General features: G+C 70.1%; 14 protein-coding genes and 1 pseudogene. 3 read left to right on the forward strand and 12 right to left on the reverse strand.

Annotated elements, in window-relative coordinates; genetic code table 11:
• Positions 1 to 14 precede the first annotated feature (14 nt).
• Positions 15 to 404 (forward strand): hypothetical protein, encoded by a 390-nt coding sequence (locus NJ4_RS22045; protein ID WP_067440575.1) that lies wholly within the window; start codon positions 15 to 17, stop codon positions 402 to 404.
• 13 nt (positions 405 to 417) lie between these two features.
• On the opposite strand, the gene NJ4_RS22050 is transcribed toward NJ4_RS22045, so the two are convergent.
• From NJ4_RS22050 to NJ4_RS22065, 4 genes are all read right to left on the reverse strand, one after another.
• Positions 418 to 756 (reverse strand): P-II family nitrogen regulator, encoded by a 339-nt coding sequence (locus NJ4_RS22050; RefSeq protein ID WP_067440578.1) that lies wholly within the window; start codon positions 754 to 756, stop codon positions 418 to 420.
• Entirely contained in the window at positions 753 to 2,111 is a 1,359-nt protein-coding gene (locus NJ4_RS22055; protein WP_067440581.1) for an ammonium transporter, read from the reverse strand. Before NJ4_RS22055 ends, NJ4_RS22050 begins: the two co-directional genes overlap by 4 nt.
• 124 nt (positions 2,112 to 2,235) lie before the next feature.
• Positions 2,236 to 2,574 carry a P-II family nitrogen regulator gene (locus tag NJ4_RS22060; RefSeq protein ID WP_067440584.1) on the reverse strand — a complete coding sequence of 113 codons (339 nt, stop codon included), beginning with the start codon at positions 2,572 to 2,574 and terminating at the stop codon, positions 2,236 to 2,238.
• The gene (locus tag NJ4_RS22065; RefSeq protein ID WP_067440587.1) at positions 2,571 to 4,010 is read right to left on the reverse strand and encodes an ammonium transporter; all 1,440 of its coding nucleotides are present in this window, start codon (positions 4,008 to 4,010) and stop codon (positions 2,571 to 2,573) included. Before NJ4_RS22065 ends, NJ4_RS22060 begins: the two co-directional genes overlap by 4 nt.
• 309 nt (positions 4,011 to 4,319) lie before the next feature.
• Here NJ4_RS22065 and NJ4_RS22070 point away from each other — a divergent pair, with 309 nt between their 5' ends.
• Both NJ4_RS22070 and NJ4_RS22075 read left to right on the forward strand, forming a co-directional pair.
• Positions 4,320 to 5,186 carry a sulfotransferase family protein gene (locus tag NJ4_RS22070; protein WP_067440590.1) on the forward strand — a complete coding sequence of 289 codons (867 nt, stop codon included), beginning with the start codon at positions 4,320 to 4,322 and terminating at the stop codon, positions 5,184 to 5,186.
• Between the two features lie 51 nt (positions 5,187 to 5,237).
• Positions 5,238 to 8,513, forward strand: coding sequence for a glycosyltransferase (locus NJ4_RS22075; RefSeq protein WP_067440593.1), 3,276 nt, complete (start codon positions 5,238 to 5,240; stop codon positions 8,511 to 8,513).
• 8 nt (positions 8,514 to 8,521) lie between these two features.
• Here NJ4_RS22075 and ftsY read toward each other — a convergent pair whose 3' ends face one another.
• From ftsY to NJ4_RS22115, 8 genes and pseudogenes are all read right to left on the reverse strand, one after another.
• A complete protein-coding gene (ftsY, locus tag NJ4_RS22080; RefSeq protein WP_067440596.1) occupies positions 8,522 to 9,679 on the reverse strand; it encodes a signal recognition particle-docking protein FtsY in 1,158 nt (385 codons plus the stop codon).
• Positions 9,680 to 9,722: 43 nt separating this feature from the next.
• On the reverse strand, positions 9,723 to 9,905 hold the full coding sequence (locus NJ4_RS22085) for a hypothetical protein (protein ID WP_067440599.1): 183 nt from the start codon (positions 9,903 to 9,905) through the stop codon (positions 9,723 to 9,725).
• A gap of 163 nt (positions 9,906 to 10,068) precedes the next feature.
• Entirely contained in the window at positions 10,069 to 10,509 is a 441-nt protein-coding gene (locus NJ4_RS22090) for an acyl-CoA thioesterase (RefSeq protein ID WP_067440602.1), read from the reverse strand.
• 87 nt (positions 10,510 to 10,596) lie between these two features.
• Positions 10,597 to 11,382 (reverse strand): ABC transporter ATP-binding protein, encoded by a 786-nt coding sequence (locus NJ4_RS22095; RefSeq protein ID WP_067440605.1) that lies wholly within the window; start codon positions 11,380 to 11,382, stop codon positions 10,597 to 10,599.
• A complete protein-coding gene (locus NJ4_RS22100; protein WP_067440608.1) occupies positions 11,379 to 12,425 on the reverse strand; it encodes a FecCD family ABC transporter permease in 1,047 nt (348 codons plus the stop codon). The genes NJ4_RS22095 and NJ4_RS22100 overlap by 4 nt, the downstream gene beginning before the upstream one ends.
• Positions 12,422 to 13,471, reverse strand: a complete 1,050-nt coding sequence (locus NJ4_RS22105) for a FecCD family ABC transporter permease (RefSeq protein WP_067440611.1) — start codon at positions 13,469 to 13,471, stop codon at positions 12,422 to 12,424. Before NJ4_RS22105 ends, NJ4_RS22100 begins: the two co-directional genes overlap by 4 nt.
• A 10-nt stretch (positions 13,472 to 13,481) precedes the next feature.
• Complete coding sequence (locus NJ4_RS22110) at positions 13,482 to 14,510, reverse strand: iron-siderophore ABC transporter substrate-binding protein (protein ID WP_067440614.1); 1,029 nt, start codon at positions 14,508 to 14,510, stop codon at positions 13,482 to 13,484.
• 79 nt (positions 14,511 to 14,589) lie between these two features.
• Positions 14,590 to 16,539 (reverse strand): annotated as a pseudogene (locus tag NJ4_RS22115) (chromosome segregation protein SMC); the annotation flags it as partial.

Genomic DNA, 16,539 nt, shown 5'->3' on the forward strand with positions numbered 1-16,539 from the left:
GCAAGAATGGCCGCATGGAAGTACGAGTCTGCGCCAACGGCCACCAGGTGCCGCAAGAGAATCTGAAGGCCTGCCCCGCCTGCGGCGCGTCCTTGGCCGCCGCGGAGTTCGTGGAGGTCGACGGCGTGGTCGCGCACCCGACGACCGACACAGCCCGTCCGGTCGAGACGGAAGTGCTTCCCGAGGTCCCGGCGGTCCTGTCCGGGCTGCCGGCCGGTTTGGTGTTCCTGGTTCCCGGCGTGATCCTCAGCCTGCTCGGTTGGCTGGCGTCGGCGGCCGCCGACGGCAACGGAACCGCGTTCGGCGGCAGCATCCTGGTCCTGGCCCTGGGCGGCATCCTGACCTCCATCGGTGTGATCGCGATCGGTGTGCGTGTGGGCATCGACGACGCCCGTCACAGGTGATCCGCGAAGGTCCTCAGATCGCCGCCTCGTCGCGGTCACCGGTGCGCACCCGCACCACGCTCTCGACGGGGCTGACCCAGACCTTGCCGTCGCCGATCTTGCCGGTCGCGGCGGCCGACACGATCACACCCGTGACGGCCTCCACGTCGGCGTCGTCGACCACGATCTCCAGTCGCACCTTCGGGACCAGGGCGATGTCGTACTCCGCACCGCGGTAGACCTCGGTGTGACCCTTCTGGCGTCCGTAGCCACTGACCTCGCTCACCGTCATCCCGGTGATGCCCACCGTCTCGAGGGCGGAGCGGACGTCCTCCCACTTGTGTGGCTTGATGACTGCGGTGACCAGCTTCATCGGTTCTCCTCATTGCGTGGGTCGTGGTGGGTCAGGCCGGCCAGGAAGCTGTGGCCGGTGGTGCGGGCGCCCGCCGAGGCGTGCAGGTCGTACGCCGACTCGGCGTGGATGACGAGGTCGATCCCGGTGATCTCGTGCTCCTCGTCGACCCGGAAGCCCATCAGCCTGTGGACCAGGAGTCCCAGGATGCCCGAGACGACGAACGCGTAGACGAGCACGACTCCCCCGCCGAGCAGCTGCTTGCCGAGCTGGTCGAGACCGCCGCCGTAGAACAGCCCGTCGACGCCGCTCGGTGCTGCCGACGTGCCGATCAGGCCGATGCCGAAGGTGCCGACCAGGCCGCCGACCATGTGCACGCCGACGACGTCGAGCGAGTCGTCGTACTTGAAGCGGTACTTCAGACCGATTGCGCCGGAGCAGATCGCGCCGGCGACGACGCCCATGGCCAGCGCGCCGATCGGCGACACGGCACCGCATGACGGGGTGATGGCGACCAAGCCGGCCACCATGCCCGACGCGGCGCCGAGCGAGGTGGCGTGGCCGTCGCGGAAGCGCTCGACGGCCAACCAGCCCAGGGTTCCTGCGGCGCCGGCGAGCAGGGTGGCCACGAAGACCAGCGCGGCGCTCTGGTCGGCGCCGAGCGCGGAGCCGGCGTTGAAGCCGAACCAGCCGAACCACAGCAGGCCGGCGCCGAGCATGACCAGGGTCAGGTTGTGCGGTCGCATGGAGTCCTTGCCGAACCCGACCCGCGGGCCCAGCACCAGGGCGAGGGCCAGGGCCGAGGCACCGGAACAGATCTCGACCGCGGTGCCGCCCGCGAAGTCGACCAGGCCGAGCTGGTTGACCAGCCAACCGCCTTCGTGGTCGCCGCCGGAGAGGTCGAAGACCCAGTGCGCGATCGGTGCGTAGACCAGCACCGTCCACAGGGCGACGAAGACGATCCAGGCCCCGAACCGGGCGCGGTCGGCGATCGCCCCGGAGACCAGCGCCCCGGTGATCACACAGAACAGGCCCTGGAAGACGGCGAACAGGATCAGCGGGTACGTCGACTCGCCGTTGGCGCTCGGGTCCATCAGCTGGCCGAGCCCGGCGAACTGGCGCGGGTCGCCGACCAGGCCGGCGCCGAGGTCGTCGCCGAAGGCCAGCGAGTAGCCGAAGACGACCCAGATCACGATGATCACGGCCAGGGATCCGAAGGTCATCATCATCATGTTGAGCACGCTCTTGGAGCGGACCATGCCGCCGTAGAACAGGGCCAGGCCCGGGGCCATCAGGAGCACGAGGGCCGTGGCGACCAACAGCCAGGCGGTGTCCCCGGTGTCGAGCGCCGACGACGCGACGAGAGGTGCAGTCATGGGGTGAGACTGTGCTGCGCGGGCGTTACCGCCGATGTCGCCTTGTGTTTCGAGCAGGTAACAGTCCAGGCCTCCCCGCTGCGCATCGAGCGTGGCGGGGAGGCCTGGAGCGGTGTCATGTGACTCAGATCGCGGCTTCGTCGCGGTCGCCGGTGCGGACCCGGACGACGGTCTCGATCGGGCTGACCCAGACCTTGCCGTCACCGATCCGACCAGTGGCGGCGGTCTTGACGACGATGCCGACGATGTCGTCGGAGTCCGCGTCGTCGACCACGATCTCGATGCGGATCTTGGGCACCAGGGCGATGTCGTACTCCGCGCCCCGGTAGACCTCCGTGTGACCCTTCTGACGGCCGTAGCCGCTGACCTCACTGACGGTCATGCCCGTCACGCCGAAGGTCTCGAGGGCCTCACGGACGTCTTCCCACTTGTGCGGCTTGATGACAGCGGTGACCAGCTTCATGCCTGTGCTCCTTCTTCGACGGATGCCTTGGTGCCCAGAACGGATCCGGCCAGAACGGATCCGCCGAGCGAGCCACGGCGGCCCGGGGTTCCGGCGAAGTCGTACGCCGACTCACCGTGCTCGGTGAAGTCGATGCCCTCGACCTCGTCGTCCTCCTCGATCCTCCAGCCCATCGTGTACTTGATGGCCAGGGCGATGACCAGGGTGGCGATGGCCGACCAGATCATGGCGTAGAACGCAACGGCCGTCTGGACCACGAGCTGCTTGACGCCGTCGCCGTAGAACAGTCCGCCGGAGGTGGCGAGGAAGCCGATGCCGACGGTGCCGACGAGACCGGCGACCAGGTGGACGCCGACGACGTCGAGCGAGTCGTCGTACCCGAACCTGTACTTCAGGCCGACGGCCAGGGCGGCAGCCGCACCGGCCACGACGCCGAGGATCAGTGAGCCGACCGGCGACAGGGCGCCACAGGCGGGCGTGATGGCCACCAGGCCGGCGACCACACCGGACGCGGCACCGAGCGAGGTTCCCTTGCCGTCACGGATCTTCTCGACCAGCAGCCAGCCGAGCATCGCCGCGGCTGCGGCAGCCGTGGTGTTCACCCAGACCAGGCCGGCCTCCCCCACGAAGTTGGCGGCGAAGGCCGCGGAGTTCGTGTAGAAGTCGCCCTCGTCGCCGGCGACACCGGCGGTCGCGGTCGGCACGAACGAGCCGACGTTGAAGCCGAACCAGCCGAACCACAGCAGACCCGCGCCGAGCATGGTCAGCGGCAGGTTGTGCGGCTTCATCGGCTGCTTGCCGAAGCCCTTGCGGGTGCCGATGACCAGCGCCAGAACGAGACCGGCGACGCCGGCGTTGATGTGCACCACGGTGCCGCCGGCGTAGTCGAGGGGCGCGATCTCGGCCACCTTCTCGGCGCCCTCACCGACCGTGCCGAAGATGGTGGCGGCCAAGCCGTCGGGGTTGCCTGAGAGGAACCCGCCTCCCCACACCTGGTGCGCCAGCGGGAAGTAGGCCAGCGTCACCCAGATCGGGACGAAGACCATCCAGGCGGAGAACTTCACCCGGTCCGCGATCGCACCGCTGATCAGTGCCGCAGTGATCACCGCGAACGTCAGCTGGAAGGCGACGGTCAGGTAGGCCGCAGGGTCGATGTCGGTCAGGCCGAACAGCGCGAACGGGCTGGAGAAGAGGTTGCCGATGCTGTCGCCGGCGACGTCCCCGTCCGCGGTCGCGGTGATCGAGCTGTAGGACATCGAGTAGCCCCACAAGATGTAGACGACGCTGATGACTCCCATCGCGCCGAAGGACATCATCATCATGTTCAGGATCGACTTGGAACGCGTCATTCCGCCGTAGAACAACGCCAGCCCGGGCGTCATCAACAGGACCAGGGACGCTGAAGTGAGAACCCAGGCTGCGTGGCCGGTGTCCATGGAACCTCCAGGTGTGCTTTCACGGGGAGAGCGGGTTCCCGGGGGCCGACGACTCTGTCGGCTCGGAGCCCCCGCTCAGTTGGTGAAACCCTCGCCTCCGGAGATTTCGGCCCGCGCGTTGCTTCATTGCGCTCAGGAAACGAGTTCCCACCCGGGGTTACATCCGCGTAACGCGCTTCTCACGACGGTGCCACGCCGGTCGGTGCGACCAGGCCAGGGCTGGGCGGTAGCATCCGCAGCACCACGCTGACGACCCGCCGCACTTCGTGTCCATGCGCCGAACGACGCCCGTACCCAGGAGGCCGCTCCATGTCGCCCAGAACCGCCGTCGGCCCCCTCTTCGTCGGCGGGACCGGTCGTAGCGGCACCACGATCGGCGCCCGGATCCTCGGCGCTCACCCTGACACCGCCCTGGTCCCGATCGAGCTGCGTTTCCACGTCGACCCCGGCGGCCTGTGCGACCTGGCCGCTGGCAAGGTGACGGTCGATGACTTCGCGCTCCGGATGCGGCGTACGTGGTTCGAACGCCCTCCCAACAAGCAGGGTCCCCGCGGACTGCACGTCATCGCCGAACGCCCTGTGATGCGGCGTTCGCTCCGCCGGCTGCGCGAGGCGTACGACGCCGACCCGTGGGGCGCCAGTGCGGCGTACCTTCGCGACGTGGTCCGACCGTTCCGCCGGGAGCAAGGCGCGCGCAGATTCATCGAGATGACTCCGGGAACTGCCCACAGGGCGGACGATCTCTGCCGCATGTTCCCCCAGGGCCGGGTCGTGCACATGGTCCGGGACGGGCGCGACGTCGCGGCGTCCGTGGCCCGGCAGAACTGGGGTCCATCGACGATCGAGGACGCCATGGTGTGGTGGGCCGACAACTTGATCGCCATCGATGCCGCCTCCCGCCGGGCCGACCCCGACCGACTGCTGACCCTCCGGCTCGAGTCGCTGCTGGGTCCCCGCCGCGACGAACACCTCGCTCGACTGCTCGCGTTCAGCGGACTGGACGAGGATGCCGCCGTCAGGAAGTTCTTCGACGCCGATTTCTCCCGTGACTCCGCCCACGTCGGCAGCTGGCGCAACGGGCTGAGCTCCGACGAGCAGGACCGCACCGAGCGTCTCCATGCCGAGCAGCTCGCGCGCATGTCGTCGCTCGGCGTGACGATCCCGGAGCCGGAGTGACACGTCGCGACGCACCATGACCGCAACAACCACGACACCGGGGAGCCAGCGATGACACCGGGACACACCCCACCCAACCGGGTCCGCGCCTGGATCGGCCGGGCCGCCAGATCCCTGCCGCCGACGGAGGCCGGCGAGGGCGATCAGGTGGAGGAGCTGCGCGCGGAGATCGACCGCCTGCGCGAGGCCGCCGAGCGCCGCGGGGCCGGACCGGAGGGCTACCAACCGCCCAAGCCGAAGGCCGCTCGACGCCTCGTCGAGGAGAGCGGGCTGTTCGACGAGGACTGGTACGCCGCGCAGCTCGATGAGACCGCTCCCCGACCGAAGGACCTGCTCCGGCACTTCATGTCGGCCGGCGCTGCCCAGGGCCTGTCCCCCCACCCTGCCTTCCAGCCGGACTGGTACTCCTCCCACATCCGTCCCACCACCGGCTACGCCCACCGCTCCCGGGTGGTGAAGAACCCCCTGGTGCACTACCTGGCCGTCGGCGCACGCCGTCGGTTGTCACCGCACCCGGCCTTCGACGCCGAGCGGTACGTCGACGAGCACCCCGCTGCCGGCGAGGAGCCGTTCGGTCCGCTCGTCCACTTCCTGCGGGGGGACGGCGACTCGGCCCTCGACGTCACGGTCGAGGTGAACCCGGCGGTCGCGCAGTGGCTGGCGGACCCGGTGCGCCGCGACCGCGACGAGTTCCTCACCGCTGCCCGTGCGGCCGCAGAGATGCTCCACGGCACCCGCGGTCACCTTCACCTCAAGCGCGACCACACGACGTTCGACCTCGAGGAGGAGGCCCGGGTCAAGGAGTCGGTGCTCTCCGGCGCAGACCCGACCACCCGGCCACTGGTCAGCGTGATCATCCCGACCAAGGACCGAGCAGCCGTCATCGGCACAGCCGTCGCGTCCGTGATCGACCAGACCTACGACAACTGGGAACTGCTCGTCGTCGACGACGGCAGCAGCGACGACTCCGACGCGGTTCTCGCGTCGTTCACCGACGACCCCCGGGTCCGGGTGCTTCGCCACGAGGCTCCCCGAGGAGTCGCGGCCGCGCGCAACACCGGTCTCGCGGCAGCCAGCGGCGACTACATCGCCTACCTCAACTCCGACCACACCTGGCGCCCGGACTTCCTCGAGCTGATGGTGGCGTTCATGACCTCGGGCCGGCACCGGGTCGCCTACGCGATGTCGGCTCTCATCGAGGACGGCGGCGAGAGCCGGGCGCTCTATCGCGGAATGCCCTTCCACCGCGAAGCCCTCAAGGAGCGCAACTACATCGACTGCATCGTCCTGGTCCATGAGCGCTCCCTCCTCGAGGAGGTCGGCAGTTTCGACGAGACCCTGCGCCGCCACGTCGACTGGGACCTCTTCGTCCGGCTTGCCGACTCTGTCGACTTCGCGTTCCTGCCCGTCATCGCCACGGAGTACGACGCGTGGGCGACGCGGACCGACCGGATCACCACCGACGAGCCGGCCGGCTTCCGCTTCGTGGTCCGCCAACGTGCGCTGGTCGACTGGGCCGGCCTGTCCGGTCAGCGCCTCGCCCGGGCCCCGGGTTCCGTCTCCCTCGTGGTGGCGGCCACGGGGTCGGCCGACCTCACCGCGTCCGCCGTACGACGAGCGCTCGCCACTGCCGACTCCGACATCGAGGTGGTGGTCGTCGACTCGCGTCTGAGCAACGCGGAGTCGGTCCGCCTGTTCCTGCACCTTCAGTCCCTGGAACGCACCCGACTGGTGCGGATGACCGAGAAGCTCCCCATGGAGCTGGCGCGCAACGTGGGCGCCGCGCACGCCAGCGGAGAGACGCTGGTCTTCCTCGCCGAGACCGCCTGGTGCGAGCCCGGTTGGGAGACTCCCCTCGTCAGTGCCCTGGTCGACCATGCCGCCGTACAGCCGTTGACCCTGGCCCATGGCGGCTCGGTCTGGTCCGCGGGGCTGCACTTCCTGGACGGCGGTCACCCGGTGCACGCAGGCCGAGGCCTGGCCGGTGACGCGCCCGAGGTGCGCTCCCTGCGCCGGGTCGACGCGGTGGCCCAGGCGGGCCTCGCCGTGCGTGCCGACCAGTTCATCGCCGTCGAGGGCTTCGACGTGACGTACGCCGACCACTACGCCGGCGGCGAGCTCTCACTCCGTCTGGCGGCCGCCACCGGCCTGCCCCTGGCCTGCACCGGCGACAGCGAGATCGCCCTGCGCTCCGTCGACGACGACCCGACGACTCCCCAGGTGCCCGAACGGTTCGTCAGCATGGCTCGCGACAACGACCGGTTCCAGCAGAGCGCCTGGGGTGACCGGGAGTCACTGCTCACGGCACGTCTTGCCGAGGACGGCCTCGCCCTGGCGGGTGTGCACGGCGACGGGGCCGCTGCCCCGACGACACCACTCCTGGTCCACGACCGCTCGCCGCGGCCGCTGAGGTGGGCGATCAAGATCGGAGCACCCGACGTCCACCGTCGCGAAGGCTGGGGTGACTGGCATTTCGCCCAGGCGCTGCGCGACTCGCTGGAGCGGCTCGGCCACGACGTGAGCATCGACTGCCGTGAGGAGTGGTACCGCCCGACGGTCCACCTCGACGACGTGACCTTGGTGCTGCGCGGTCTAGGCAGCTACCGCCCGAACCCTCTCCACACGAACGCGATCTGGGTGATCAGCCACCCGGACCAGGTGACCGTGCGTGAGGTGAGCGGCTACGACCTGGCCTTCGGAGCGTCGGCCCGGTGGTGCGAGCGCATCAACCGCAGGGTCGGCGGGCACGCGCAGCTGCTGTTGCAGTGCACCGACCATCGCCGGTTCCACCCGGTCGATCCCGACCCGACGCGGCAGCACGAGCTGCTCGCGGTGGCCAATGCCCGGGGCGGCAGCAACCACGGGGTCCGTCCGGCCGTGGCCGCGGCGCTGGCGGCCGGCGTCGTCCCGTCGGTGTACGGCGAGCGGTGGGATCGCCTGCTCCCCGACGGCGCGTGGAAGGGCATCTATGTGCCCAACGACGAGCTCCCCGCGGTGTACGCAGCGGCTGGCGCGGTGCTCAACGACCATTGGCAGGACATGCGCGACGAGGGTCTGCTGTCCAACCGCCTTTTCGACCTCGCGGCCTGCGATGCCCGCGTGATCAGTGACTACCTGCCCGAGATCGACCAGGTCTTCGGCGACCCGGTGCTGACCTACTCGACGCCCGAGGACATCCCGCGCCTGATCGCGTTGCATCGCGACGAGAGCGAGGAACGTCGCGCCGCGCGCGTGGCGCTGGGCGAACGGGTTCGTCGCGAGCACACCTTCGACGCCCGGGCCCAGCTGCTCAGTGACCAGGTGGCTGCCGTCCGGGCGAAGCCCTGAGGCTGCTCTCAGCCCAGGAGGGCGTCGACGAAGGCCTCGGGATCGAACGGCGCCAGGTCGTCGGCGCCTTCACCGAGGCCGACCAGCTTGACCGGAACGCCGAGCTCACGCTGCACGGCGACCACGATGCCGCCCTTGGCGGAGCCGTCGAGCTTGGTCAGCACGATGCCGCTGACGTCGACGATCTCGGAGAAGACGCGGGCCTGGATCATGCCGTTCTGGCCGGTGGTGGCGTCGAGCACCAGCAGCACCTCGGTCACGGGGGCCTGCTTCTCGATCACCCGCTTGACCTTGCCCAGCTCGTCCATCAGGCCGGCCTTGTTCTGGAGTCGTCCGGCCGTGTCGACCAGCACCACGTCGTAGTTCTCCTCGACGCCCCGCTTGACGGCCTCGAAGGCGACACTGGCCGGGTCGGAGCCCTCGGGTCCGCGCACGACGGGGACTCCGACGCGCTCGCCCCACGTGGCCAGCTGCTCGACGGCGGCGGCGCGGAACGTGTCTGCCGCACCCAGCAGCACCGATCGATCGTCGGCGACCAGGATGCGGGAGATCTTGCCGACGGTGGTGGTCTTGCCGGCACCGTTGACGCCGACCACGAGAACCACGCCGGGCTGGCCGTCGGCCCCGGTGATCGCCAACCTGCGGTCCATGGTCGGGTCGACCAGGTTCACCAGCTCTTCGCGGAGCACGTCGCGCGGCGTACCGGCGTCGTTGCCCTCGACCCGCATTCGGGTGCGCAGCCTCTCGACCAGCTCCTGCGTGGGCGCGACCCCGATGTCGGCGGTGAGGAGGGTGTCCTCGATGTCTTCCCAGGTGTCTTCGTCGAGGCGGTCGCGCGACAGCAACGCGAGCAGGCCCTTGCCCAGACCGCTCTGGGAGCGGGACAGGCGCTGGCGCAGCCGGACCAGCCGGCTGGCCGTGCCCTCCGGCTTCTCCAGGGTTGGAGCAGCGGGCTCGACCTCGACCGGGGCGGAGGGTTCTTCGGTGGCGACCTCGGGAGGCGCCTCGACCGGAGCCTCGCCCTCCCGCGGGGGTGCGATGACATCGGTTCCACCCGAGGGCGGCTTGCTCCGCGAGCGCCCGCCGGCCAACAGCCCGGCGACCGCGAGGACGCCGACGACGGCGATGCCGATGATCAGGTAGAGCCAGTCACCCAGGAAATCCATGGGTCAATCCAAGCAGACCGGTGTGCGGGCCGAGCGGGGACGGTCAGCGCCTGGCGTCGGCGTCTTCCTCACTGAGGCTCGGCATGGCGTCGACACTCTTGCGGAGAGCAGTGCCGACCCAGGGCACCGCGGGAAGATCCTCTCCCCGATGCGGGAAGGCGACGTAGAGCACGACCGCGGCGGCGAGCACCAGGATCACGAGCATCATCAGCACGATCGGCAGCACGCGGGTTCACCTCGGGTATTGGAGAGCGGTCGTCACCAATGATAGTGACACGACGTGGCCGCACTCCCCGCATCCGTCCGCGTGGAACGTGTCACACCTCATGCCGGATCAGGGTCCGGGGGTCATCCGAACTCACGACGGCTCGGCCCGAACTCACGACGGGTCAGCGCAGGAGGGGGGTGACGGCGACCCGGATCGCGTCGGGCATCGGGACCACGGGACGGTTGCCGGCGCCGTGCTCGTTGTCGACGTAGACGTGCACGAAGCGGCCCTCGGCGGCGGCCTCGTCGGAGTCGCCCTGGAACAGCCCGATGCGATAGATGATCGAGGAGGTGCCGACCTTGTCGACGACCAGACCCGTCTCGATCGGCTCGGGGAAGCCGATCTCGCGAAAGTAGCGGCAGCTCGTCTCAGCCACGACACCGATCTGCGGCAGCAGGCGCACGTTGGTGCCGGTGGCCTCGAAGAGGTGCGCGTTCACCGCGGTGTCGAACAGCTCGTAGTAGGTCGCGTTGTTGAGGTGGCCGTAGGCGTCGTCGTCGCGCCAGCGCGTGGTCACCGTTCGCCAGGCAACGTAGTCGGCACGGGTCGGCAGTTCACTCACGCGAGCAGCGTATCGGGGCGAACGACGGGCTTGTGCACCGTCCTGCTCACCTGGTGACTGCGATCCGGTGCAGTCGGCGAGATGCCGTCACCGCCGGACGTGCGGCACGACCATCGGGGTGCCGGCCTGGGGGTCGGCGATCACCTCGACCCCGATCCCGAAGACCTCCTCGACCAGGTCCGCGGTGAGTACGTCGTGGGGCGCGCCGTCGCCGGCCACCTCGCCCTCACGCATCACCACCAGACGCGAGGCGAAGCGCGCGGCCTGGTTGAGGTCGTGCAGCACCGCCACGATGGTGCGGCCCTCGGCGTTGAGGTCGGCCATCAGCTCGAGCAGCTCGAACTGGTGGGCGATGTCGAGGAAGGTCGTGGGCTCGTCGAGCAGGATCACCTCGGTGTCCTGAGCCAGCACCATCGCCACCCAGGCGCGCTGCCGCTGGCCGCCCGACAGGGACGCCACCGGCGTACGGACGAGGTCGGTGAGCTGCGTGCGCTCGAGGGCGGCCGCGATCGCCGCGTCGTCCTGCGGGGACCACTGGCGCAACAGGGTGTGGTGCGGGTGCCGGCCGCGCGCGACGAGCTCGCCGACGGTGATCGCCTCCGGGGCCACCGCGCTCTGCGGCAACAACGAGACCCGGCGAGCCACCACCCGGCCCCGCATCCGGTTCAACCGGTGTCCGTCGAGCTGCACGTGCCCCGAGGTCGGCTTGTTCACCCGGGCGAAGGTCTTGAGCAGCGTCGACTTGCCACAGCCGTTCGGCCCCACGACCACCACGAACTCTCCGCGGCTGATGTCGAGGGAGAGCCCGGGGATCACTGGCGCACCCCCGTAGCCGACGCTGATCCGATCGGCGGCGAGCAGCGTGTGGCTCATGACTTCTTCCTCCATTCGGCGACGAGCAGCAGGCCGAGGTAGGCGCCGCCGACCGCCAGGGTCAGGATCCCCACCGGCAACCCCTCGAAGATCGCGATCTGTTGGGTGGCCAGGTCGGCCGCGGCCAGCAGCAGGGCTCCCATCGCTCCGGACAGCAGCAGGAGCGGCCGGGCGCTGCGCGCCAGCCGTCGGGTGATGTGGGGTGCGGTCAGCGCGATGAACGCGACCGGTCCGGCCACCGCCACCGCGCCACCGGCGAGCACGACGCTGAGGATCACCGCCCACCGGCGGGTCACCGCGGCGTCGACGCCCAGGGACGCCGCGACGTCGTCGCCCATCTCGGTCAGCCCCAGGGGAACGGAGAGGAGAAGCAGCGGCACCGCACAGGCCAGCAGCACCGTCCAGATCGTGCTCGCGTGGTCCCAGCTCCGCGAGTTCAGGCTGCCGTTGAGGTACGCCGCCAGGGCCAGGGCCTGGTCCCGCTCGGCGACGTAGACGACGTACTGGGTGAACGCCATCGCCATCGCCGAGACCCCGATGCCGGCCAGCACCAGCTTCATCGGGTTGGCCAGGCCGCTGCCCGTGCTGACCGCGACCAGCGCCACGGCCAGCGCGGCACCGAGCACCGAGCCGAGCGGGATCGAGAAGCCGGGCAGGTAGAGCCCGACGTACGCCGCTCCGGCTCCGGCTCCGGCACTGACCCCGATCACGTCGGGGCTGCCCAACGGGTTGCGTGTCACCGACTGGAAGAGCGCGCCCGAGATGCCGAGTGCGGCACCGGCTCCGAGTGCCACGGAGAGGCGTGGCCCGGTGAGCAGGTCGTAGACCCGCAACGCCACCGGGCTGGCGTGACCGAAGAACACCCCGGGCACCTCGGCCAGCGGCACCGACAGCAGCCCCATGGTCAGCGTCGCGGTCGCCGTGGCGGCGATCAGCACTGCCAGCACCACGCCGACAAGAGCCGTGCGTCGGCGGACCGGCACCGCGATCAGGGTGCCCAGCCGGAGCACGGGCTCGCGGGCGATGCGGTGCGCCTCGCTCATGTGCGCTCCCCCATGCGACGTACGGCGAGCAGCAGGGCGGGGGCGCCGACGAACGCCGTCATCACGCCGATCATCAGCTCCTGCGGACGTCCGGCGATGTCGGCCAGCAGCAACACGCTGGGCCCGATCAGCAGGCAGCCCAGGATCTGTTGGCGCATGTCGAGCCCGACCAGCGGGCGCACGATGTGGGGAACCGCGAGTCCGATGAACGCGATCGGGCCGACGGCGGCGGTCGCCGCGGCACTGGTCAGCGTTGCCGCCCCGAGCGCGCCGGCCCGGATCCACACCGTGTTGACGCCCAGGGAGGTGGCGGTCTCACTGCCCAGGGCGAGGGCGTTGAGGCCACTCGAACAGGCCATCGCCAGAAGCAGTCCGACCGCGAGGAGGGGCAGCACCATGGTCAACTGCTCGAGCTTGCCGTTGCCCAGTGAACCCACGACCCAGAACCGGTAGTTGTCGAAGTGGCGCGGCATCCGGAGAGCCACCGCCTGCACGTAGGCGGTCAGGATCGCTGCGACCACGGCCCCCGCGAGCACCAGTCGTACGACGCTGGCGCCGGTGCTGCCCGCCGTACCGATCGTGTGCACCACGAGCACGGCCAGGGCCGCACCGAGCAACGCGAACCACACCGACGCCGGGGTGCCGCTGGAGATGCCGAAGAAGGCGCTGGCGCTGACCATCGCGGCCGCGGCGCCGGCATTGACCCCCAGCAGACCGGGATCGGCGAGCGGGTTCATCGTCACGCCCTGCATCAGCGCCCCGGAGACGGCCAGGGCGGCACCGACACCGACCGCCAGCAGGGTGCGCTCGATGCGGGCGTCGATGACCAGCTCGAGATAGGGGTCGCCCTGGCCGGTCAACACCTCGAGGACGTCGGAGACCGCGATCGACTTGTTGCCGAACACGAGACTGGCCAGGCAGACCAGGAACAGCACCACGGCCGCGGTCACGAGGACGACGGCCGCGCGCACCGGCCCGGGGACACCCGAGCGCGGGGTGCCGGGAGACATCCCGGCGCCCCGCGTGTGGAGAGTTGCCGTGCTCACCCTGCGACGATCACTTCTTCGCCTTGGCGATCGCCGCGTCGATCATCGGGACGTAGCGCTTGAGCGCGTAGGGCAGGGTCAGCGGGTTGATCATCGAGGAGGCAGTGACGAACGAGTTGTCGTCGCTGGCCACCACGGCGTCCTTGGCGATGGCCGGGATCTGGGCATAGAGCTTGTTGTCCAGGGCCTGCTTCTTCTGGGCCGGGTCGGAGTAGAAGGTGAAGATCAGGTCGCTGTCGTCGAGCTGGTCGGCGTTCTCGTAGCCGATCACCGCCGAGTCGGTGCCCTCGACCTCCTCCATGTCGTCGACCGCCGGGTCGACCTGCAGGCCGAGCGAGCGTACGACGGCCACGCGCTGCTCATCGGGCAGGAAGACGCCGAGGGTGTCGGGGGTGGTGTAGACGTAGGAGAACGAGTAGTCGGAGTACTCGGGGTGCGCCTCGGCGGCGTCGGCGAGCTGGCCCTCCAGGTCGCTGATCAGGCCCGCGGCCTCGTCCTCCTGACCGAGGGCCTTGCCGATGATCTCGATCTGCTCGTCCCAGTTCACGCTCCACGCCTGGTCGGGGTAGGCCACGGTCGGAGCGATCGCGTTCAGCGCGTCGAACTGCTCCTGGGTCAGGCCCGACCAGGGCGCCAGGATCACGTCGGGGGCGAGCTTGATGATCTTCTTCATGTCGAGCTCCTCACCGGAGCCGACCAGTTCGGGCAGGTCGCCGTCGGCCTCGGTCACTGCCTCGTGCACCCACGGCAGGTAGCCGGTCTCGTCGGCACCCCAGGCGTACTCCTCCATCCCGACCGGGATGTTGCCCAGCGCGATCGAGGTCTCGGCCGAACCCTGGCCGAGGGTGATCACGCGCTTGGGGGCGGCCGGGATGACAGCTTCGCCCAGGGCACTGTCGATGGTGACCGGGAACGCGTCACCGGCGGTGCCGCCGGAGTCGTCGTCGGAGGTGTCGGACACGGAACCGCAGGCGCCGAGCAGCAGTGTCGTGGTGGTGAGCAGCACGGCACCGGCCGTGCGCAGGCGTGAGAGCGTCATGGAACTCTTTCGATCAACGAATTAGGCAAACCTAACCTAACCAATGACCTTCTCCCCCGGCACATCGGGGTCGCCCCGATCAGGCGGGTTCGGTCTCCCGCAGCCGCTGGCTGATCACCGCGGAGACTCCGTCGCCGCGCATCGTCACGCCGTACAACGCGTCACCGACCTCCATGGTGCGCTTCTGGTGCGTGATCACGAGCAGCTGCGAGTTCTCCCGGAGCTCCTCGTAGATCTCGAGCAACCGACCGAGGTTGGTGTCGTCGAGGGCTGCCTCGACCTCGTCGAGGATGTAGAACGGCGAAGGCCGCGCCTTGAACAGCGAGACCAGGAACGCCACTGCGACGAGAGAGCGCTCACCGCCGGAGAGCAGCGAGAGCCGCTTGACCTTCTTGCCGGCCGGGCGCGCCTCGACCTCGATGCCGGTGTTGAGCATGTCGTTGGGCTCGGTGAGCACCAGCTTGCCCTCACCGCCGGGGAAGAGCCGCTTGAAGACGTGGTCGAAGGCGACGCGGACGTCCTCCCAGGCCTCGGTGAAGACCTGCTCGACCCGGGTGTCGACCTCGCGGACGATGTCGAGGAGGTCCTTGCGGGTCTTCTTGAGGTCCTCGAGCTGCTCGGTGAGGAACTTGTGCCGCTCCTCCATCGCCGAGAACTCCTCGAGGGCCAGCGGGTTCACCTTGCCCAGCATCGACAGGGCCCGCTCCGCGGTGCGCAGCCGCTTCTTCTGCTCGTCGCGGTCGAACGGCGCCGGTTCGGGCGTCTCCTCCCCCTCGGGCACCTCGCCGAAGAACGGCACGAGGTTGTCGGGGCCGTAGTCGACTGCCAGAGCGTCGGGGTCGAGGCCGAGCTCCTCGAGAGCACGCTCCTCCAGCTGCTCGATGCGCATGCGTTGCTGGGTGCGGGCCATCTCGTCGCGATGCACCGAGTTGACCAGCTCGTCGTGCTCACGGTCGAGGTCGCGCAGCCGGGTGCGCGTGGCCATCAGCTCCTGTTCGCGACCGGACCGGGACTGCTCGACCGTCGTACGGGCCTCGGCGGCCCGGGTGACCGAGGTCTCGAGGCGCTCAAGGACGGTGCCGACACCGACGCTGACTGCCTGGGCTGCCTTGCCCTCGCGGACCAGGCGCTCACGTCGCTCGGCGGCGCGGGCTCGCGCCTCGCGTTCTTGGCGGGCGGCGCGCAACAACCCGTCGGCACGGCCGTGCAGTGCCCGGGCCCGCTCCTCGGAGGTGCGCAGGGCGAGCCGGGCGTCCATCTCTGCCTGACGGGCCGTGCGGGCCGCCTCGGCCAGCTCCTCGCGGGCGCTGGTGTCGGGCTCCTCCTCGGGCGCGTCCTCGGCCGAGGTCAGGCGCTGCTCGAGGTCGGCCAGCCCGGTGAGGTCCTTCTCGCGGGCCTCCTGGGCCTTCGCGATCGAGGTCGCCAGGCGCTCGGCCTCGCCCCGCGCCGAACGGGCCTGGGAGCCGTACTGGCCCAGCTCCTCGGCCACCGCGGCCAGGGTGGCGTCGGACTCGTGGAGCTTGGCCAGCGCCACGTCGGCGCGCTTCTGCGCCTCGAGGCGCTCGCTCTCCATGCGTGAGGTCTCGAACAGCAGACGCTCGGCAGCCGCGGCGGCCTCCTCGAGCGACTGGGTGGCCTCGTCGACGGCGGCCTGAATCTCGATCAGGGACTGCTGCTGCGCCGAGCCGCCGGCCGCGAAGTGGGAGCCGAACTGGTCACCCTCACGGGTCACGGCGGTGACGTCGGGGAGCTCGCCGACCAGGGCCCGGGCGGCATCGAGGTCGTCGACCACGGCCACCTTGAACAGCAGTCGGGCCAGGGCCGGGCGCAGCTCGTCGGGGCAGTCGACCACGTCGACGGCGTACGTCGCGGCGGCCGGGAGACCGGGCCAGTCGTCGTCGGGGGCGGGGCCGCCACCGAGGAGCATGCCGGCCCGGCCGAGGTCGTCGCCCTTGAGGCGGGCAATGGCTCCCACTGCGGCATCGGGACCGGTCACGGCCACCGCGTCGGCGGCCGAGCCGAGGGCCCC

It is taken from the genome of Nocardioides jensenii JCM 1364 = NBRC 14755, assembly GCF_001552535.1.
In the GTDB taxonomy this organism is placed as follows: domain Bacteria; phylum Actinomycetota; class Actinomycetes; order Propionibacteriales; family Nocardioidaceae; genus Nocardioides; species Nocardioides jensenii.